Origin of the sequence: Paraburkholderia dipogonis, assembly GCF_042680985.1 — a bacterium.
GTDB classification, from domain to species: Bacteria; Pseudomonadota; Gammaproteobacteria; order Burkholderiales; family Burkholderiaceae; genus Paraburkholderia; species Paraburkholderia phytofirmans.
Map to the genome: position 1 here is coordinate 129,846 of NZ_JBHUFR010000018.1, position 18,973 is coordinate 148,818.

General features: G+C 63.0%; 17 protein-coding genes and 3 tRNA genes. 5 read left to right on the forward strand and 15 right to left on the reverse strand.

What is annotated here, in order from left to right; translation table 11 throughout:
- Positions 1-2: 2 nt before the first annotated feature.
- Positions 3-887 carry a cytochrome c oxidase assembly protein gene (locus ACFSNN_RS24175; protein WP_134458266.1) on the forward strand — a complete coding sequence of 295 codons (885 nt, stop codon included), beginning with the start codon at positions 3-5 and terminating at the stop codon, positions 885-887.
- Positions 888-948: 61 nt separating this feature from the next.
- On the opposite strand, the gene ACFSNN_RS24180 is transcribed toward ACFSNN_RS24175, so the two are convergent.
- The 8 genes from ACFSNN_RS24180 to uvrC all read right to left on the reverse strand — a co-directional run bounded on the left by ACFSNN_RS24180 (position 949) and on the right by uvrC (position 7,746).
- Positions 949-1,443, reverse strand: a complete 495-nt coding sequence (locus tag ACFSNN_RS24180; protein WP_134458264.1) for a GNAT family N-acetyltransferase — start codon at positions 1,441-1,443, stop codon at positions 949-951.
- Between the two features lie 88 nt (positions 1,444-1,531).
- On the reverse strand, positions 1,532-2,512 hold the full coding sequence (locus ACFSNN_RS24185; RefSeq protein WP_134458262.1) for a sensor domain-containing diguanylate cyclase: 981 nt from the start codon (positions 2,510-2,512) through the stop codon (positions 1,532-1,534).
- Positions 2,513-2,697: 185 nt separating this feature from the next.
- On the reverse strand, positions 2,698-3,456 hold the full coding sequence (locus tag ACFSNN_RS24190; protein WP_134458261.1) for a TraB/GumN family protein: 759 nt from the start codon (positions 3,454-3,456) through the stop codon (positions 2,698-2,700).
- 746 nt (positions 3,457-4,202) lie between these two features.
- Positions 4,203-4,276 (reverse strand) — tRNA-Cys (locus tag ACFSNN_RS24195).
- 105 nt (positions 4,277-4,381) lie between these two features.
- A tRNA-Gly gene (locus ACFSNN_RS24200) sits at positions 4,382-4,457 on the reverse strand.
- A gap of 62 nt (positions 4,458-4,519) precedes the next feature.
- A tRNA-Gly gene (locus ACFSNN_RS24205) sits at positions 4,520-4,595 on the reverse strand.
- Positions 4,596-4,812: 217 nt separating this feature from the next.
- Positions 4,813-5,406: a CDP-diacylglycerol--glycerol-3-phosphate 3-phosphatidyltransferase gene (gene pgsA / locus ACFSNN_RS24210; protein WP_134458259.1), complete on the reverse strand. Its 594-nt coding sequence runs from the start codon at positions 5,404-5,406 to the stop codon at positions 4,813-4,815.
- A 144-nt stretch (positions 5,407-5,550) separates the two neighbouring features.
- A complete protein-coding gene (gene uvrC / locus ACFSNN_RS24215) occupies positions 5,551-7,746 on the reverse strand; it encodes an excinuclease ABC subunit UvrC (protein WP_134458257.1) in 2,196 nt (731 codons plus the stop codon).
- Positions 7,747-8,014: 268 nt separating this feature from the next.
- Here uvrC and earP point away from each other — a divergent pair, with 268 nt between their 5' ends.
- The 4 genes from earP to ACFSNN_RS24235 all read left to right on the forward strand — a co-directional run bounded on the left by earP (position 8,015) and on the right by ACFSNN_RS24235 (position 12,371).
- Positions 8,015-9,208, forward strand: coding sequence for an elongation factor P maturation arginine rhamnosyltransferase EarP (gene earP, locus ACFSNN_RS24220; RefSeq protein ID WP_134458255.1), 1,194 nt, complete (start codon positions 8,015-8,017; stop codon positions 9,206-9,208).
- A 410-nt stretch (positions 9,209-9,618) separates the two neighbouring features.
- Entirely contained in the window at positions 9,619-10,176 is a 558-nt protein-coding gene (gene efp, locus ACFSNN_RS24225) for an elongation factor P (RefSeq protein WP_012433870.1), read from the forward strand.
- Positions 10,177-10,457: 281 nt separating this feature from the next.
- Entirely contained in the window at positions 10,458-10,664 is a 207-nt protein-coding gene (locus ACFSNN_RS24230) for a CsbD family protein (RefSeq protein ID WP_012433871.1), read from the forward strand.
- 324 nt (positions 10,665-10,988) lie between these two features.
- The gene (locus tag ACFSNN_RS24235; RefSeq protein ID WP_134458253.1) at positions 10,989-12,371 is read left to right on the forward strand and encodes a sigma-54-dependent transcriptional regulator; all 1,383 of its coding nucleotides are present in this window, start codon (positions 10,989-10,991) and stop codon (positions 12,369-12,371) included.
- 102 nt (positions 12,372-12,473) lie between these two features.
- Here ACFSNN_RS24235 and nagZ read toward each other — a convergent pair whose 3' ends face one another.
- The 7 genes from nagZ to lepB form a co-directional block, all read right to left on the reverse strand.
- The gene (gene nagZ, locus ACFSNN_RS24240; protein ID WP_134458251.1) at positions 12,474-13,502 is read right to left on the reverse strand and encodes a beta-N-acetylhexosaminidase; all 1,029 of its coding nucleotides are present in this window, start codon (positions 13,500-13,502) and stop codon (positions 12,474-12,476) included.
- A gap of 67 nt (positions 13,503-13,569) precedes the next feature.
- Complete coding sequence (gene acpS, locus ACFSNN_RS24245) at positions 13,570-13,992, reverse strand: holo-ACP synthase (RefSeq protein WP_134458249.1); 423 nt, start codon at positions 13,990-13,992, stop codon at positions 13,570-13,572.
- Between the two features lie 15 nt (positions 13,993-14,007).
- Positions 14,008-14,772, reverse strand: a complete 765-nt coding sequence (gene pdxJ, locus ACFSNN_RS24250) for a pyridoxine 5'-phosphate synthase (RefSeq protein WP_134458247.1) — start codon at positions 14,770-14,772, stop codon at positions 14,008-14,010.
- The gene (gene recO / locus ACFSNN_RS24255; protein ID WP_134458245.1) at positions 14,769-15,689 is read right to left on the reverse strand and encodes a DNA repair protein RecO; all 921 of its coding nucleotides are present in this window, start codon (positions 15,687-15,689) and stop codon (positions 14,769-14,771) included. Before recO ends, pdxJ begins: the two co-directional genes overlap by 4 nt.
- Positions 15,676-16,575 (reverse strand): GTPase Era, encoded by a 900-nt coding sequence (era, locus tag ACFSNN_RS24260; RefSeq protein WP_134458243.1) that lies wholly within the window; start codon positions 16,573-16,575, stop codon positions 15,676-15,678. Before era ends, recO begins: the two co-directional genes overlap by 14 nt.
- Positions 16,576-16,629: 54 nt before the next feature.
- Entirely contained in the window at positions 16,630-17,880 is a 1,251-nt protein-coding gene (gene rnc / locus ACFSNN_RS24265; protein ID WP_134458241.1) for a ribonuclease III, read from the reverse strand.
- 185 nt (positions 17,881-18,065) lie between these two features.
- Positions 18,066-18,959 carry a signal peptidase I gene (gene lepB / locus ACFSNN_RS24270; protein WP_134458239.1) on the reverse strand — a complete coding sequence of 298 codons (894 nt, stop codon included), beginning with the start codon at positions 18,957-18,959 and terminating at the stop codon, positions 18,066-18,068.
- Between the last annotated feature and the right edge of the window lie 14 nt (positions 18,960-18,973).

Below are 18,973 nucleotides of genomic sequence, written 5' to 3' on the forward strand. Positions count from 1 at the left end.
CGATGAATCTGCTCTACTGGCTCGATCCCTGGGAGTTTTCGCCGACGGTCGTGATTGCGCTGCTGGTGCCCGCGATCCTGTTCGTGCGTGGCGCGCGTAAAGCGAAGGTGTCGGTCGCGCGGCGCCTCTCCTTCTGGTTCGGGCTGGTGGCGTTATACGTCGCGCTGCATACGCGGCTCGATTATTTCTTCGAGCATGAGTTCTTCATGCATCGCGCGCAGCATCTGGTGCTGCATCACCTCGGGCCGTTCTTTATCGCGCTGTCGTATCCGGGCGCCGCGTTGCGCGCGGGTATTCCGTTCAGCTGGCGGCAGCGCTTCGTGCGGCCCGCGCTGGAAACGCAGGCGGTGCGCAAACTGCTCGACGTGGTGATGCATCCGGTGGTCGCGGTCACGTTGTTCGTCGGGCTGATCTACTTCTGGCTGATGTCACCGATTCATTTCGTGGCGATGCTCGACTGGCGGCTTTATCGCGTGATGAACTGGAGCATGGTGATCGACGGCCTGCTGTTCTGGTGGCTCGTACTCGATCCGCGTCCCGCGCCGCCCGCGCGTTTGTCGCCGGGCAAGCGCGTGCTGGTCGTGATCGCCGCGATTCCGCCGCAGATCATTCTCGGCGCGTTCATCTTCTTTACGCCGCACGAGCTGTATCCGATCTACTCGATCTGCGGCCGCGCGTTCACGTGGTTGAGCCCGATGCGCGATCAGCAGATCGGCGGGCTGTTACTGTGGATTCCGGGTTCGATGATGAGCGTGATTGGCGCGCTGCTCGCCTTGCGTCACTGGATGCGGCTGTCGGCGCGCGGACGTCTGCGTAGCGAACGGCGCGCGAAAGCCACGCAGACGCCAGCACCCGCGGCTTCGGCGCCGGCGCGCGGCCAGCGCTGAGCCTGCGATTCGATTGACAACCCGGGCGCGCCCGCGCCGGGCTCAGCTGGCTGTAGCCGCTTCAGGCCGACCGCATCCACACATGCGGAATGCCGTCTTCTTCGTGAATCTCCGAAACCGGCGCGAAGCCAAACGCACCATAGAAACCTTGCAGATGCGCCTGCGCATGCAAGCGAATCGGCGTACCGGGCCACTGCGCGCGAATATGCGTCAGCGACCGCTCGAGCATCGCGTTGCCCAGACCGATGCCGCGGAATCCGGCGGTCGTGAGCACGCGGCCGATGCGGATATCGGGGTCGTCCGCATCGGGCAGCAGCACGCGCAGATAGCCCGCGAGCGCCGGGCGTCGTTCATCCGCTCCGTACGCCAGCAGATGCCATGCATCCATATCGAGCCCATCGATATCGCCGTACAGGCAGTTCTGCTCGACGACGAACACCGCGGCGCGTGCGCCCAGCATCGTATAGACCTCGACGCCCGTGAGATCGTGAAAGGATTTCCAGCGCCAGTCGAGTTGCGCCAGCCGTGTGGCGGCGGTTTGCTGCGGTTCAGTCATGACAACGTTCTAGAGAAAGAGTCGCGCCGCACTTCAAGCGGCAATGAGTGATTATGCCGCGCGTGACGGATTCGCCGCCGTGCCGCGCTCAGTTGCGATGCGCAGCGCGCGCCTTCGACGCCTGTTTGTGGCTGTACATCGCGGCGTCGGCGGCCGCCAGCAGTTCGGCAATCGATTGATGCCGGGCGCAATCGTATTGAATCTGCCCGACGCTATAGCGGATGTGATAGCCACGCTGCGCTTCGGCATTGCGCGCGTCGAGCATCTGCGTGAGACGCTGCGTCACTTCCTGCGTGGCGCCGCTGTCCGAATCGGTGAGCAGCACGACGAACTCGTCGCCGCCAAGCCGCCCGATCACGTCGCTTTCACGCAGCGCGGTACGCAAGACGTCGGCGAAGGTCTTCAGCGCGCGATCGCCTTCCGCGTGGCCGAGCGTATCGTTGATCTGCTTGAAATCGTTCAGGTCGAAGAACAGCAGCGACGCCGGTTTGTGCATCCGCTTGCAAACGTTCAGCGCATGTTGCGCGAGCGCCTCGAAACCGCGCCGGTTCGACAGCAGCGTCAGGTCGTCGAGCGTGGCCAACTGGACCGCCGCCAATTCCTGCTCGGCCATGCGCGCCAGATCGCGCAGGAGTTCGCGTTCTTCTTCGTCGAAGCCGCGCGGCTTGGTGTCGATCAGGCAGAGCGTGCCGAGCTTGCTGCCGTTGGGCACCGTCAACGGACAGCCGGCGTAGAAGCGGATACTCGGGTTGTCCGTGACGAGCGGATTGTCGTGAAAGCGCTCGTCCGCGAGTGTGTCGGGCACCATCAGGATTTCGTCGCCGAGGATCGCGTGCGCGCAGAACGATACGTCGCGCGAGCTCTCGCTCGCCTTCAGGCCGACGCACGACTTGAACCATTGACGGTCCGCGTCGACGAGACTCACGAGCGCGATGAGCACACCGAAGAGCCGCTTGGCGAGCCGGGTCAGACGATCGAAGCGCTCTTCGGGCAACGTATCGAGAATATGCAGCGCACGCAGGGTGCCGAGACGGGCGCTTTCGTTAGTGGGCGTCGGTGGGACATGCATGTGGTATTCCCTTGGGCGACCGGCTTGGCCGAAGTGGTGGGCGGGTAGTGTATAGCTGTGTGCTTTACCTTGGGGCAAAACCTCGGCGCGAGAATTCCCGCCGATTGCGTGCGCGTCGGATCCGCGCCCGATCCTCACTGATGCACGCCGCATCGGACTGCCACGCGCGCGCGGAGACGGCTTTGCTATGGGTTGGCAAAGACCGGTTCGACGGGCCGCGCGAGGCAGTCGATCAGATTACCGGGGCCACACAGATGCAGCGCGCCGACCACCACCAACGTGCGCTCCGGCCGCGTGAGCAACTCCGTCAAGCGCGCCGCCCATGCGCGATTGCGCGCGTCGAGAATCGCATGCCGGATGCCCGGCAGATTGAACATTGGCGACTCGATGGCGATCCGGTGCACGGCGGGCAGATCGCCATCCAGCCAGGCCGCGTGCATGCGCTCGAGCGTGCGCTGCGGTTCGTCAAGATCGGCCATCAGCAGGCCAAGCGCCGCGCCGACCGCCTCTAGCGGAATCGATTCGAGCGCCGCCGCTACCTCGTCCGCGGTCTCGAGATACCGATAGGGTTTGGCCTGCGTGATCGCGGAGCGCAGCATGCGCAGCTCGACACCTTCGACGACCTGCTGGAACAACGTCGGTGCGACGATCAGCGCAGCCCACGGACGCAGATCGGCGAGTGGCGCCAAAGGTCCATCGACGGGCCACGTTGACTGGAGTTGCCGCCACGCGTCGGCGGAGAGAAAGGGCTGCAGTTGCTGCGCGCTGTCTGGTTGATCGGCCTTGAGAAACGGCAGGATCGTCGGCGGATCGGACTCGAAGACGAGCGCTTCGGCCCAGTCATAGGCCTCGGCGATCCACGGCGGCGTTCTGCGGCTCGTCGCCGGAAACAGATGCATCGAACCGAGCAGGCGAACTTGAGTGCCGGTGAGTTGTAGGTACATGCAGCCTCGGTGTGGACGGGCAATGACGCAGGAATTAGACGCGCCGACAGTTGATCGACCGCGGGCAGAGTGAATTGTGCGCCGCATCTGCCACGGCACCTGCCACGATAGCGGCAACGCCGAGAATCAGCCCATATAAACATAAAGCCCCGGACGATGGGGCTTTACTTCCCAGAAAAATCGGCCGCTGCGTATTCAGATGCGATGCCTTCATTCCGCGCGAAGCATTCAACTTGTTCCGATGCAGTTCCGTGTAGTCGATATTCCAGGTTTGCCGGACGACAAGAGGAAAGCGAGCTGCCGGTTGACCACCACTTCCGCGCCATCACATTGCGCTCACGACTCCAGTCCGCGCCGACGATTTCACCGATGACAAGCAATGCTTACGAACGCGAGAATAGGTATTGCACACTCTACATTAATGACAATTGCTGAATGCACTCACTGCATCGTTCCGTGTGTTAAACGATTCGCTAGACACGTTTGAAAGACAATAAAACGAAAGTGAAAGTGCGCGCAAAGCAATTGGTAAATAAGCATTGATGCCGGCGTTCGAAGCTGTTGCACAGTCCCGTTCGCGCCCATTCGAAGCGCTGATGATCGCAAGTGCGCAATATACTCTGGCTACCCTGCGGCCCTGCAACGAAACCAGCAACCGCGCCACTGCCCCATCCGCTTCGCCGGCGAAACCGACGTCGAAAAAAGAAAAGCCCCGACGAGTCGGGGCTTTTCTTTACATCAACTACTGGAGGCGCGAGCCGGAGTCGAACCGGCCTAAACGGCTTTGCAGGCCGCTGCATAACCGCTTTGCTATCGCGCCGCAAGCGGACTGGAACCTAGCAACAGATTCGCAGATTTTGTTGGGCGGACAACCGGTAGAACCGGGCCACCAAACAAAAAGGGAAGCGCTGCTTCCCCTTATGTATGGAGCGGGAGACGAGGCTCGAACTCGCGACCTCAACCTTGGCAAGGTTGCGCTCTACCAACTGAGCTACTCCCGCATTGAACTGCTTCACAACGCACTGCATTTCTACTTGCCAAACAATGCGCCGCTTTAAAAATTTGGAGCGGGAGACGAGGCTCGAACTCGCGACCTCAACCTTGGCAAGGTTGCGCTCTACCAACTGAGCTACTCCCGCATTGTGCTGCTTTTGCCGTGCTATCTGCTGCCTTGTTACCGCAACTACTCTCTTACTGCCGCCGACGTTTCGAACTGCGCGCATCGGAGAAACGAGATTATGGAGAAACGACTGAAACGTGTCAACCCCTTTTGCGAATCTCTTTTACTGAATAGATTTCACTCACGCGACAGCAAAGTTCGGACACGCTCAAAGCGCCCTTCACCACGACGAAACCTCAGGCCACGCCGCCCCGTTCGCGGATCTGCGGCCACGCGAGCTTCATGTAGTAGAGCATTGACCAGATCGTCAGGAACGCGGCCAGATAGATGAGCCACAGGCCCCACACGCGCGTGTCGACCACCACGCCGCCGCCGAACTGCAGCGGGCCGTAGAACAGCAACATGGGAATCGCCACCATCTGGCAAACGGTCTTGAACTTGCCGAGCGAATTCACCGCAACGCTCTTCGACGCGCCGATCTGCGCCATCCATTCGCGCAACGCCGAGATCGCGATCTCGCGCCCGACGATCACGAGCGCAATCGCCGAATCGATTCGCGTGAGTTGCACCAGCACCAGCAACGCGGCGGTGACCATCAGCTTGTCGGCGACCGGATCGAGGAACGCGCCGAATGCCGAGGTCTGATTCCACTTGCGCGCCAGATAACCGTCGAACCAGTCGGTCAGCGCCGCCAGAATGAAGATGGTCGCGGCCGCCAGATTGCGGTGCGCGGGGCTCATCATCATGTCGGGCAAATAGAACACACCGACGACGAGCGGGATCAGGACGATCCGCAGCCAGGTCAGGAAAATCGGGAAATTAAACGGCATGGGCAGGCGCAGCGTCTGGCAAGGGAGATGCAATTGTGCCGTGTCATAAGGCCTGCCACAAGCAAAGCGGCGCGCAGGGCTTGCCGTGCGCGCCGCCGCGGCGCTGCTCGACAGCGGTTGAGCGGCCGGCCGCGGCCGCCGCAATCAGTGCAATTGCCGGTAAATCTGCTCCGCGAGCGCCTGTGAAATGCCTTCGACGCTCGCCAGATCCTCGACACTGGCCGCAACCACGCCACGCAGTCCGCCAAAGCGCGCGAGCAGCCGTTGACGCCGCTTCGCGCCCACGCCTTCGAGTTCTTCGAGCCGCGAGGTCTGGCGCGTCTTGGCGCGCTTCGCGCGCATGCCGGTGATGGCGAAGCGGTGCGCTTCGTCGCGGATCTGCGCGACCAGCATGAGCGCGGCGCTTTCCTTGCCGAGTTCGAGTGGCGCGCGGCCGTCGGCGAAAATCAGGGTTTCGAGGCCGACTTTGCGCCCTTCGCCCTTCGCGACACCGACCAGCATGCCGGTATCGAGACCCAGTTCCGTGAACACCTGACGCGCGATCTCGACCTGGCCCTTGCCGCCGTCGATCAGCACGATGGTGGGCAGGATGCCGCCGGCCGCGACCGGCTCCGCGGCGTCCGGCGTGAGCGACGGATCGGCGGCCGCATCGCTTTGCAACTCGGCGGCTTCGTCGGCGGCATTCGCGGCGGCTTGCTCGACCATCTTCTCGTAACGGCGCGTGAGCACCTGGCGCATCGCGGCGTAGTCGTCGCCGGGCGTGATGCCGGTGATGTTGTAGCGGCGGTATTCCGACGACTGCATCTTGTGATGGTGATACACCACGCACGACGCCTGGGTCGCCTCGCCCATCGTGTGGCTGATGTCGAAGCATTCGATACGTAAATGCGCGAGATCGTCGCACTCCATGCCGAGCGTGTCGGTGAGCGCGCGCGTGCGGGCTTGCTGCGAGCCCTGCTCCGAAAGCAGGCGCGCGAGCGCGAGCCGCGCGTTCTGTTCGGCCATCGCGAGCCAGGCGCGCCGTTGTCCTTGCGGCTGACGCAGCACCGTGACCTTGTGGCCGGCTTGTTCGATCAGCACGTCGACCAGTTCGCGGTTGGCGGGTGCGTGGCTGACCACCAGCACCGGCGGCACGCGGTTGCCCAGGTAATGCTGGGCGATGAATGCTTCGAGTACTTCGGCTTCGATTCCGCCGGTTGCAGCACGGCCTTTGCGCGGCTTTGCGGGCTCGGAGCCGGCTTCTTCGGCTATGTCGACTTCTTCAGCGGCGTCGTCCTGTTCGTTCTCTTCGTCCTCCGATGGCATCTCTTGCGCGATCGCGAGAGCGTCGGCGGCTTCGGCCAACGCTGCCGTTTCATCGTCGATGACATCGTCTTGCGCGAGCAGGTTCGACTCGAGCGCGACATCGGCCAACGCCGTGTCGTCTTCTTGCAGTCCGCCCTCGTCTGCGGTCAACGCGCTTTCAACATGCGCCGGGAAATACGCCTTGTCGCCCAGATGCCGGCCACCGCGCACCATCGCCAGATTCACGCACACGCGGCCGCCTAGCGCGACCACCGCAAGAATATCCACGTCGCTATCGCTGCCGACTTCAATCGCCTGCTGATGCAGCACCGTCGACAGCGAACTCATCTGGTTGCGCACCGCCGCGGCCTGCTCGAACTTCAGCTCGCCCGCGAACGCGTGCATCTTCTGCTCGAGCTCCTTCATCACCTCGCCTTGCCGGCCGAGCAGAAAGCGCGAGGCGTTGGCGACGTCGCGCGCGTAATCTTCTTCATTGATCGCCGCGACGCACGGCGCCGTGCAACGGCCAATCTGATGCAGCAGACAAGGCCGCGTGCGGTTGTTGAACACCGAGTCTTCGCAGGTGCGCAACTGGAATACGCGCTGCAGGATCTGGATGCTCTCGCGCACTGCCCACGCGCTCGGAAACGGACCGAAGTACTGATTCTTGCGATCCACCGCGCCACGGTAATACGCCATGCGCGGAAACTTGTGGCCGGTCAGTTTGAGATAGGGATACGACTTGTCGTCGCGAAACAGAATGTTGTAGCGCGGCGCGAGCGCCTTGATCAGATTGTTTTCGAGCAGCAGCGCTTCGGCCTCGGAGCGCGTGACAGTCGTTTCGATGCGCGCAATGCGCGTCACCATCATCGCGATGCGTGGCGACAGCAGCGTCTTGGTGAAGTAGCTCGAGACGCGCTTCTTCAGATCGCGCGCCTTGCCCACGTAAAGCACCGCGCCGTGAGTATCGTAATAGCGATAGACGCCGGGCAGATGCGGCAGTTGGGCGAGCACTTTTTTCGGCTCGAAAGCGTCGGTTGCTTCGGGTTCGGTCATGCAGAATCGGTCGGGTGGGACTGTCTCGCGAAGCGTTGCTCCGTTGCCGCGCGCCGTGGCGAACCGCAGGACGCCATGCGCGCGCAATCGTGAACGAGTGCTTTAGAATCGCCAGTTTAGAACATTCCGCGAGCGTCCGAGCCTTGTTGGCTTGAATCGGCTCACGCTTCGGCAGCAGCTTCGTCATGCCGCGGCGAAGTGCGACGCCGTCGGATCGCTCGCACTGCCCCGCTCCTTCCATCCGTCCGAATCCGCGACCCAGGCCATCATGTCTTCCGCTACGTCCCAATCCGAGCAAGCCGCCGGAACACCCACGGCAATTGCCTGCGATATCTTCTGCGCGGTGATCGACAATTTCGGCGACATCGGCGTGTGCTGGCGCCTCGCGCGTCAACTCGCGAGTGAACACGGCTGGCAGGTGCGCGTGTTCGTCGACGATCTGCACGCGTTCCAGAAGCTGTGCCCGCCGCTGACGCCGGAGCGCGCTCGTCAGACGGTGGGTGGCATCGTCGTCGAACATTGGCACGAGCCGGCCCATGCGGGCGACACGCTCGAAGTCGCCGACGTCGTGATCGAGGCGTTCGGCTGCGAACTGCCGCCCATCTATGTCGCCGCAATGGCGGCGCGCGAGCGCACGCCGGTGTGGTTCAACCTCGAATACCTGAGCGCCGAGGATTGGGTGGCGGATTTTCATCTGCGGCCGTCGCCTCATCCGCGCTATCCGTTGACCAAGACGTTCTTTTTCCCCGGACTCGGCCCCGGCACCGGCGGCGTGCTGAAGGAACGGCATCTCGACGGCGCGCGCGCGGATTTCGAAGCATCGCCCAGCGCGCGCGCAGCATGGTGGCGGCAAGCCACCGGCCACGCGCCGCCGCCCGCCGCCGCCACCGTCGTTTCGCTGTTCGCCTACGAAAACCCCGCCGTCGACAGCCTGCTCGAACAATGGCGCGACAGCGCGGAGCCGGTCGTCCTGCTGGTGCCCGAAGGCCGCATTTCAGGCGCGGTAGCACGCTTTTTCGACCTCCCGGCGTTCGGCGCCGGCTCGCATGGCGTGCGCGGCAATCTCAGCGCGCACGCCCTCGCCTTCACCGACCAACCAGGCTACGACGCGCTGCTGTGGGCGAGCGACATCAATTTCGTGCGCGGCGAGGATTCGTTTGTGCGCGCGCAGTGGGCCGCCAAACCCTTCGTCTGGCACATCTACCCGCAAGCCGACGACGCCCATCTGCCGAAGCTCGACGCCGCGCTCGCGCACTACGCGCGCACCCTGCCCGCCGACGCCCGCGACGCGCTCGCGCGCTTCTGGCACGCCTGGAACGGCACCGGCCGGCCGGACTGGGCGCAATTCCAGCGTTACTTGCCGGCATTCAGGCAACGCGCAGCGGCGTGGGCCGGCGAACTGGCTCAAGTGGGCGACCTCGCCGGAAATCTGGCCTTGTTCGCAAAAACTCAGTTAAAATAAGCGGTTATCCAACGGCCGACGACGCAAGCGCGGCCCGATCGCAGCGGCGCAATCCAAAACAACTCGCTTTTGGCAGCGCGCCAACCTTGGCCTCGAAAGAGGCGAGATATTTCCTAAGTCAAAGCTTGATGCCGGAAATATCAAAAAGGGACGTATGTTGCGAATCGGCGCCACTCGTGTACACGCCCGCACAGGGTAAAAAAGCAGGTAACGGATTGCTGGGAGTGGCTGAGACCGCGCGTTTGCGGCACTCCCGCCGCGCCCCGCGGCAAGCCGGCCACGCTTGACCCGCTCGCGACCCGCCGAGCCGCTTCGGCGGTGCGGCGCGCGGCGGGCAAAGCGCCGAAGCCGCTTGCGCCGTATGCCGTTGAGCACAAGTTGAAGCTACTTAATTCGTACAGGACAGTTTTATGAAGACCGCACAGGAACTCCGCACCGGCAACGTCGTGATGATCGGCGCAGACGCAATGGTTGTGCAAAAGGCCGAATACAACAAATCGGGCCGCAACTCCGCCGTTGTCAAGATGAAGTTCAAGAACCTGCTGACCGGCGCAGGCATGGAAAGCGTGTACAAGGCCGACGACAAGTTCGACGTCGTCGTGCTGGAACGCAAGGAAGTCACGTACTCGTACTTCGCTGACCCGATGTACGTGTTCATGGACGCCGACTACAACCAGTTCGAAGTCGAAGGCGAAATGATGGGCGACGCCCTTCACTACCTCGAAGACGGCATGGCTTGCGAAGTCGTGTTCTACAACGAGAAAGCCATCTCGGTCGAACTGCCGACTACGCTGGTCCGCGAAATCATCTACACGGAACCGGCTGTCAAGGGCGATACGTCGTCGGGCAAGGTGTTGAAGAACGCCAAGCTGAACACGGGTTTCGAGCTGCAAGTGCCGCTCTTCTGCAACATCGGCGACAAGATCGAAATCGACACGCGTACGCACGAGTACCGCAGCCGCGCGTAAGCGCCCTGCTCGCCTGAATCCAGCGCTCCAACGGGGGCGCTGCGAAAAAAATGGCAAAAAAAGCGCCCAATTTGGGCGCTTTTTCTTTTTTGCGCCACCGTGTATGGTTAAGGAAAACTTTACCGGCAATCTTCGCCAAATTGCCACACCTTGGCCTCAAATTTCCCGTATGCCGTCCAACAAACCATTGATAAGTTTATATAAATTGTCGTGGCACGGTCCATGCTTACCTCTGGATACAGGCCAGTACGGCTTTATTTCTTCAACTCCGGAGATGCGGCATGAACAACGACATCGCTGAAGGCAAGTGGAAGCAAATGGTTGGCAAGGCCAAGACAGCATGGGGTGAACTGACGGATGACGAGTTGACCAAGGCCGAAGGCCGCGCTGACAAGCTCGCCGGTTTGATCCAGGAACGTTATGGCAAGACGCGCGAAGAAGCGGAACGCGAAGTGCGGCGCTTCTTCGACAGCAATCGGGATTTCTGACAGCCCGAGTGAAGGAAATACAGGCGCCCGGTCCTCGCTTACAAACGTAATGACCGATTGCCGGGTAATAACACAAAGGACCGAACCGCTTGAGTCGAATCGCCGCCTTTCTGCCGGTGCCGCGCCTGGCGCGCGCACCGGACGAGCTACCTACGTCAGCCGGCCGCGCCTTTACCGCGACCGCGTACGCCGTGGTTGCGCACGCGGCACCGGATCCGACTCGGCATCCGACCGACAGTACCGGCCAGCATCGCGCCCGTGCCGCGCGCCAACGTATCGGCGCAGCGCATCGGGTATTCCATCCATCTAAAAATTGCGCTCGCCATGCCACACGCCCTGATTGTTGAAGACGATCCCAATAGCCTGTCAGGCCTGTCCGCCATCCTGGCAGCCGACGGTTTCTCCGTCGATACCGCGACGACGATCGCGGAGGCCCGGGCCGCGTTGACGCGCTTCATTCCCGACGTCGTGCTGGTCGACCTGAATCTGCCGGACGGCAGCGGGCTCGACCTGCTGCAACACTTGCCCGCCCATCCGCCCGGTGGCGCCCTGCCCGTGATCGTGATGACCGGCAATGCGACGGTGGAAAGCGCGATCGAAGGTTTGCGCCACGGCATCTGGGACTACCTGCTCAAGCCGGTCAACATTCCCCGTTTGCGCAGCCTGCTCGCGCGCATCCCGCGGCCGTACGAACTGACCGAGGAAGTGCAGACGCTGCGCGCGTCGCTGCGTCAACTAGGTCGTTTCGGCTCGATGCTCGGCCGCAGCGGCGCGATCCAGCACGTCTACGACACGATCGAACATATCGCGCCGACTGAAGCCGCCGTGCTGATTTCCGGCGAAACCGGCACCGGCAAGCAGATCGCGGCGCGCACGATGCACGACATGAGCCGGCGCCGCAAAGGTCCGTTCATCACGTTCGACTGCCGGAGCGCGAATAGCGCGGGCGCGCAACGCTCGCTCGACAGCCTGCTGTTCGGTCACGAACGCGGCGCGTTCAACGGCGCCGAGCAGCGCGAACCGGGCCTGTTCGAACAGGCGAGCGGCGGCACGCTGTTCATCGAGGAAATCGCCGAGTTGCCGCGCGCCCAGCAGGAAGCGTTGCTGCGCGCGCTCGATTCGCAGACCTTCATGCGGGTCGGCGGCACGAATCAGGTGGTGACGGACTTCCGGCTGATCGCGTCGACGCGCAAAGCGCCGCGTGCGGCGGTAGCCGACGGCAGCCTGCACGAAGACCTGGCGCTACGCCTCGAAGCCGCGGCCGTCACGCTGCCGCCGCTGCGTGAGCGCGGCGAAGATCCGGCGCTGATCGCCCAGGCGGTCGTCGACGAGTTGAATCACGAAGGCCTGACGCGCGGCACCACGGAGACCGCCAAGCAGGTTGCGCCGAATTTCCTGCGCGAATGTCTCGCGTACGAATGGCCAGGCAATGTGCGTGAATTGCAGGACCGCGTGCGGCGCGCGTATCACGCGTCCGGCGACGTGCTGGAGTCGTTGCGCGCCGACGAAGCCGGTTCGGCGAACGGCCGCGATCTGAACGGCAGCCGCGTGCAGGTCACAGTGGGCACGCCGCTCGCTGACGTCGAGGAAATGCTGATTCGCGCGACGCTCGACGCGGTCGGCGGCACGCGTCACCGGGCGGCGTCGCTGCTGGGCATCAGTCCCAAGACGCTATACAACAAGCTGCAACGTATGCGCTTGAACTGACAGCCGCGGCGATCTTTTGCAGTTCGCCTCGCGCGAAAAAACGGCGCCTTCAGATTTGAAGGCGCCGTTTTTCTTGCGATGCTTGGCCGGTGTTCGGTTCGCCTATGCAAACGCGCTGCGCAACAGCGCCTGCGCTTGCAGATATTGCGGATCGGCGACCAGCTTGCTCCACTTCAACGCTTTGCCGCGCGGCCGCATGCGTTGCAAGCGCCGTTGCGATTCCTTCGACGGCGTGAAGCGCAGCGCATCCAGCACCTTCTCCGCTTCGTCCGGCTGATTGCAGATCAGCACCATGTCGCAGCCGGCCTGCAGCGCGGCGCTCGCGCCTTCGGTCAGCGTGCCGCCCTGGCGCGCGGCTTCCATCGACAGATCGTCGCTGAAAATCGCACCTTCGAAGCGCAGCTTGTTGCGCAGAATGTCCTGCAGCCAGACACGCGAGAAACCCGCTGGCTTCGAGTCGACCTGCGGATAGATCACATGCGCCGGAATCACCGACCCTAACGACAGGCCGAGCCAGTCGTACGGCGCCACGTCGTCGCGCAGAATCTCTTCGAGCGAGCGGTCGTCGACCGGCATGGCGACATGCGAATCCGCGTGGGCGAAACCGTGTCCTGGGAAATGCTTGCCGCAATTGCTCATGCCGGCCAAGGCGAGTCCGTGGTTCAGGCTCTTGGCGAGCAACGCCACCACGCGCGGATCGCGGTGGAACGAGCGGTCGCCGATTACCTGCGATTGTCCGTAGTTCAGATCGAGCACCGGCGTAAAGCTCATGTCGATGCCGCATGCCCGCAGTTCCGTCGCAAGGATATAGCCGACGGCCGTCGTCACCTTGGTGGCGTGCAGCACATCGCTGTCCCACAGCGTGCCGAGCTTGCCCATTGCGGGCAGCACCGTGAAGCCGTCGGTGCGAAAGCGTTGCACGCGGCCGCCTTCGTGATCGACGGCGATCAGCAGATCGTCGCGAATGTCGCGGATCGAATCGGTCAGCGCGATCAGTTGCGCGCGGCTCTCGTAGTGGCGCGCGAACAGGATCACGCCGCCGGTCATCGGGTGGGCAAGGCGGCGCTTGTCGTCGTCGTTCAGCGTTTTGCCGACCACGTCGAGCATCACCGGTCCGGGAATGGTTTTCATTGATTTCCGCTGGAAAAAGCCTGGAGCAAGGAGAAACGCGGCCGGCCTGCGCCGCGTTCAAAGTATGTTATTCGGCGACTTCGGGCGTGCCCGTTTGCGCCGTTTCGGCAATCACGAACGAGACCGCGTAGTCGCGCTCGTCGCTGATCGTCACGCGCGCAGTGATGCCGCGCGCGTCGAGCCACTCGGCCAGTTCACCGGACGCGACCACCATCGGCTCGCCGCTCGGTTTGTTGAGCGTTTGCAGCGCGCGCCAGGTCATCGGCCAGTGCATGCCGAGGCCGATCGCTTTCGAAAACGCTTCTTTCGCCGAGAACCGCGTGGCGAGAAACGCGAGACCGCGCGCCGCCGAACGCGTGTGGCGCGCGTGATAGACGCGCAGTTCGTCCGGACCGAGCACTTTCTCGGCGAAGCGGCCGTTGGTGCGCGTCATGACCGCGGCCACGCGGCTGACCTGAACGATGTCCGTGCCGATGCCGTAGATCGCCATACGCGAGCCGCCGCGTTACGAACGCGCGCCGAGACGCGCGGCGACCATAATCGCCTTCATCTCGCGCACCGCGTTGTCCCAGCCGGCGAAGATCGCGTGCGCGACGATCGCGTGGCCGATATTCAGCTCGTCGATGCCCTCGATCGCCGCGATCTGCTGGACATTCGTATAGTGCAGGCCGTGGCCCGCATTGACCTTGATGCCGAGCGTCCTGCCGAATTCGACGGCGCGCACGACGCGCTCGAATTCGCGCTGCTGTTCGGCGGGATCGTGGGCCTCGGCGTAACGTCCGGTGTGCAGTTCGATCACCGGCGCGCCGGCTTCGTGCGCGGCGCGAATCTGCGTTTCATCCGGATCGATGAAGAGCGACACGCGCGAGTTCGCGTCGGCGAGTTGCTTGCACGCGGCGCGTACGGCTTCGAACTGGCCGGCGACGTCGAGTCCCCCCTCCGTCGTCAGCTCCTGACGCTTTTCCGGCACGAGGCACACGTCGTGCGGCTGCACTTCGCTGGCGATGTCGAGCATTTCCTGCGTGACCGCGCATTCGAGATTCATGCGCGTTTTCAGAAGCGGGCGCAGCTTGCGCACGTCGGCGTCGACGATATGCCGGCGGTCTTCACGCAGATGCAGGGTGATGACGTCCGCGCCGGCCTCTTCGGCCATCAGCGCGGCGCGGATCGGATCGGGATAGGACGTGCCGCGCGCGTTGCGCAGCGTGGCGACGTGATCGATGTTCACGCCCAGGTCAATCACATTCGGCGACGTAAGAAAGAAGCTCATAAGTTCTGCAAGTCGATCAGGATCTGGCGCGTCGCGAGCGGCGTGCCGCCAAGGTAAGTGTTGAGCAGAAAGCGCATCAGCGTTTTGCTTTGCGCCACCGTCTGCGCTCGATGGTAATCGTCCTGCTCCATGTCGAGCAAGGTTTGACCCGCGATCACCGGCCAAAGCGCGGGCAGATCGTCCGAGGCTTCGCGCACGCCGCGCTCCGGGTCGAACACATAACGGCCATCGGCCAGCACCGCTTTGCGCGCGACCGTGCGATCCAGCGCCATTGCGTAACCGGTTTCGCGCAGCAGCACGCGCTCGAACGAACGGAGCACCTGCACGGGCGGCTCGTCGTGCGCGAGACGCGTCATCGTGACGACGTAGTGATGGAATAGTTGCGGATGCGGGTCTTCGCGCGCGCAGAACTTGACCAGCAGTTCGTTGACGTAGAAGCCGCATAGCAGCGCGTCGCCGGCCAGCGGCAACATGCCGCCGACCCACTCGGCGCCGGTCAGCGTGCGCACTTCGGATTTGCCCGACCACGACAGCGCGAGCGGCTGGAACGTCTGCAGCACGCCGCGCAGCGCGGAGTGCGGACGCTTCGCGCCCTTCGCGACGAGCGCGAGACGGCCATGATCGCGCGACAGCACGTCGATGATCAGACTGGTCTCGCGATACGGATAGCTATGGAGAACGAAGGCGGGTTGCTCCGCGATCCGGTAGTCGGACGCGGAGGTGCGCGGCGCGCGGCGAGTGGGCGTTTTCCGTGGCTCGCCTTCGGCGCCTTGAGCACTTTTGGCCGATGAAGATTTTCTGGTACTACGCGCCAGTTTGGACGCGGGTTTGGACAAATCGCGTGCCGGCGCGGCCGGCTCCGAATCGTCCGGGTCGGTGTCGGAATTCAGCGTCATCCACGCGTCATTCGTACCCATACGCACGAAGTCCGGCTTCGTTGTCGGCCCAGCCGCTCTTCACCTTGATGAAGGTTTCCAGATACACCGGACCGTCGAACAGTTTTTCCATATCAAGGCGCGCTTCGGTGCTGATCTGTTTCAGCTTGGCGCCCTTCTGCCCGATGATCATCGCCTTATGCGTGTCGCGGTCGACCATGATGGTCGCGAAAATGCGGCGCAGACGCCCTTCGGTTTCGAACTTGTCGATCAGCACGGTGCTCGTGTACGGCAACTCGTCGCCGGTCCAGCGGAACACTTTCTCGCGCAGGATTTCCGCGGCGAGGAAGCGCTCGCTGCGATCGGTCAGGTCGTCTTCGCCGTAGATCGGCGCGCCTTCCGGCAGGAACGGCTTGACGGTCGCCATCAAACGTTTGATGTCGTCCAGATTTTTCGCCGACAGCGGCACGATCTCGGCGAACTTGTGCAGCGCGCTCACCTGCTGCATGAACGGGAACAGCGAATCCTTATCCGACACGCGATCGAGCTTGTTCGCGATCAGCAGCGTGGGCACCGACGGCGGAATCAGGTCGAGCACCTTCTGATCGTCCGGGCCGAAACGGCCGGCTTCGATCACGAACAGGATCGCGTCGACCGAAGTCAGCGTGGACGTGACCGCGCGATTGAGCGACCGGTTCAGCGCGCCGCTGTGCTTGGTCTGAAAACCCGGCGTGTCGACGAAAATGTATTGCGCGTCGTCGAGCGTATGAATGCCCGTGATGCGATGGCGCGTGGTCTGCGCCTTGCGCGACGTGATACTGACTTTCTGGCCGACCAGCGCGTTCATCAGCGTGGATTTGCCGACGTTGGGGCGGCCGACGATCGCGACCATGCCGCAACGAAAACCAGTGGGAGTGGGAGTGTTCATATTCGGGCTACGGCAAGTTCGGATCGACGCGCGGGAATGGCGCGCCGATGGCAATCAATGGCCCGCGTCGGCGACGCGCGTTTGCACCGCGTCGGCTACGCCGGGTTCGTGTTCGGTGGGCGCCGCTGCCGCGCTCGGCACGGGCGCGGCGGGACCGGACGTGGCCTCGCGGCTGCGGTGTTTGTCGACGCTGCGGACTGCGGCGGTTTCTGGCTTCGCTTCCGGTTTGGCTTCAGCGGGTCTGGCATCAGCGGCTTTCGTATCCGCGGCCTTGGTGTCGAGCTTTTCGGGGGCTTTTTCCGCTGCGACTTTGTCAGCGGACTTGTCGCTCGCGTGAGCGGCCGCCTTGTCTGCTTTCTCGGCGCGCTCGGTTTTGTCCGGTCCGCTGTACTCCACGTGCGCGGCCCGAATCACCGCCAAGGGCGCGGCTGCCGCGGTCAACGTCGGACGTTCGGTTGCGGGCTCCGCAGCCGCGCGCGATTCACCGCGCCCCGCTCCGCGCTCGCTCTTGCGATCCGGACTGCGCAAATCCAGCGCAGCTTGCACGCCCGTTACACCGGGCACGATCTCCGGCTCGGCATGCTTCGCCGCGCGAGCGCCTTTCGAGCGCTTGGGCTTGGCGACCACGGCGGGCGCCGCGGCCATGACTTCATCGAGTGCTTTCTTGGCCGCCGCCTGCTCCGCCGCGCGACGGCTCGCACCGGAACCGGACACTTTCACGTCCAGCTTCGGCACCGTGCATTCGACTTCGAATTGTTGATTGTGCGCCGCACCATGCGTAGCGACCACCGTATAAGTGGGCAGCGCGATCTTATGACCTTGCAAATACTCTTGCAGCAGGGTCTTGGCATCCTTGCCGAGTGTGCGCGGATCGATGTGGTCCAGAATCGGCACGTAAAGACGCTTGATGACCGTCTGGGCGGCGTCGAAGCCGCCGTCGAGGAACACTGCGCCTAGCACTGCTTCGAGCGTGTCAGCGAGGATGGAGGGTCGGCGGAAGCCGCCGCTGCGCAACTCGCCTTCGCCCAGCCGCAAACCTTCGGAAATATTCAGGGCCTGAGCGATTTCGTAAAGTGACTGCTGTTTGACCAGATTGGCGCGGACGCGCGAGAGATCGCCTTCGTCCAATTTGCCGAAACGTTGGAACAAAAGCGCGGCCACCGCGCAATTTAGGACGGAGTCGCCAAGAAACTCGAGCCGTTCGTTATGCGTGGAACTGTGACTGCGGTGCGTTAAAGCCTGGCGCAACAATTCCGCATTGCGAAATTCGTAGCGCAGACGGCTTTCCAACGGAGATAGGGGCATGGGCAGAGTATAACGCGGGCGCCAGACCCGGCGAAAACGCGGGGCGGCCAGCGGAAAAAGCGTGGTGAAGCGACGTTACCGCAGGATCTTAAAGTAGCGTGAGAACACGCCGCGGCTCGTGTGACCTGGTGAAGGCCAACTGCGAGCCAAGCGCGCGGCGTGTCGTGCAATCAACGCAAACGAACTCAGTTGAATGAGCCGATGCGCTTCAGATTGCTGAAGTTCATCCAGATGAAAAACGCGCGGCCGACGATATTCTTGTCCGGCGCGAAACCCCAGTAACGGCTGTCCGCGCTGTTATCGCGGTTGTCGCCCATCATGAAGTAATTGCCCGGCGGCACCTTGCAGATCACGCCGCGTGCGTTGTACGTGCAGTTGTCGCGATACGGATAATCTTCGGCGCCGACGATAAACGGCGGCACGGCGGGATTGTTCAGAATCGCGTTCTTGCGGCCGCCGAGATCTTCTTCGAACTGTTTCGCGTAACCCATGCGTTCGTCGTCGAGATAATCGGGCAGCGGCGTTTCCGGTACGGGCTTGCCGTTGATGGTGAGCTGCTTGTCCTGATACGCGACGGTGTCGCCCGGCAAGCCGATCACGCGCTTGATGTAGTCGACCGATTCGTCTTTCGGGTAACGGAACACCACCACGTCGCCGCGTTGCAGCGGACGGCCTTCGGTGATTTTCGTGTTGGTGATCGGCAGACGGATGCCGTAGTCGAATTTATTGACGAGGATGAAGTCGCCCACCAGCAGCGTCGGCACCATTGACCCCGACGGAATCTTGAACGGCTCGACCACGAACGAGCGCACCACGAACACCACCAGAATCACCGGGAAAAAGCTCGCCGAATACTCGAGCCACCACGGCTGACGCAGCTTGTCGTCACGCAGACGCGCGCGCGTTTGCGCCGCGTTTTCATCGGCGAAACGCTCGCCGATGCGTGCCTGCTGGCGGTCGAACTCGGCGACCGCGGCTTCCGCCGCGCGGCGCCGTTGCGGCATGAAAACCAGTTTGTCTGCGACCCATGCGACGCCCGTCAAAATGACGAGCACAAAAAGAATCAGCGCAAAATTCATAGGGTTCCGTTGTT

Excerpts from the sequence above, each read along its gene's own strand:
- ACFSNN_RS24175 (WP_134458266.1), top strand. The coding sequence starts at position 3 with ATGAATCTGCTCTACTGGCTCGATCCCTGGGAGTTTTCGCCGACGGTC.
- ACFSNN_RS24180 (WP_134458264.1), bottom strand. The coding sequence starts at position 1,443 with ATGACTGAACCGCAGCAAACCGCCGCCACACGGCTGGCGCAACTCGAC.
- ACFSNN_RS24185 (WP_134458262.1), bottom strand. The coding sequence starts at position 2,512 with ATGCATGTCCCACCGACGCCCACTAACGAAAGCGCCCGTCTCGGCACC.
- ACFSNN_RS24190 (WP_134458261.1), bottom strand. The coding sequence starts at position 3,456 with ATGTACCTACAACTCACCGGCACTCAAGTTCGCCTGCTCGGTTCGATG.
- pgsA (WP_134458259.1), bottom strand. The coding sequence starts at position 5,406 with ATGCCGTTTAATTTCCCGATTTTCCTGACCTGGCTGCGGATCGTCCTG.
- uvrC (WP_134458257.1), bottom strand. The coding sequence starts at position 7,746 with ATGACCGAACCCGAAGCAACCGACGCTTTCGAGCCGAAAAAAGTGCTC.
- earP (WP_134458255.1), top strand. The coding sequence starts at position 8,015 with ATGTCTTCCGCTACGTCCCAATCCGAGCAAGCCGCCGGAACACCCACG.
- efp (WP_012433870.1), top strand. The coding sequence starts at position 9,619 with ATGAAGACCGCACAGGAACTCCGCACCGGCAACGTCGTGATGATCGGC.
- ACFSNN_RS24230 (WP_012433871.1), top strand. The coding sequence starts at position 10,458 with ATGAACAACGACATCGCTGAAGGCAAGTGGAAGCAAATGGTTGGCAAG.
- ACFSNN_RS24235 (WP_134458253.1), top strand. The coding sequence starts at position 10,989 with ATGCCACACGCCCTGATTGTTGAAGACGATCCCAATAGCCTGTCAGGC.
- nagZ (WP_134458251.1), bottom strand. The coding sequence starts at position 13,502 with ATGAAAACCATTCCCGGACCGGTGATGCTCGACGTGGTCGGCAAAACG.
- acpS (WP_134458249.1), bottom strand. The coding sequence starts at position 13,992 with ATGGCGATCTACGGCATCGGCACGGACATCGTTCAGGTCAGCCGCGTG.
- pdxJ (WP_134458247.1), bottom strand. The coding sequence starts at position 14,772 with ATGAGCTTCTTTCTTACGTCGCCGAATGTGATTGACCTGGGCGTGAAC.
- recO (WP_134458245.1), bottom strand. The coding sequence starts at position 15,689 with ATGGGTACGAATGACGCGTGGATGACGCTGAATTCCGACACCGACCCG.
- era (WP_134458243.1), bottom strand. The coding sequence starts at position 16,575 with ATGAACACTCCCACTCCCACTGGTTTTCGTTGCGGCATGGTCGCGATC.
- rnc (WP_134458241.1), bottom strand. The coding sequence starts at position 17,880 with ATGCCCCTATCTCCGTTGGAAAGCCGTCTGCGCTACGAATTTCGCAAT.
- lepB (WP_134458239.1), bottom strand. The coding sequence starts at position 18,959 with ATGAATTTTGCGCTGATTCTTTTTGTGCTCGTCATTTTGACGGGCGTC.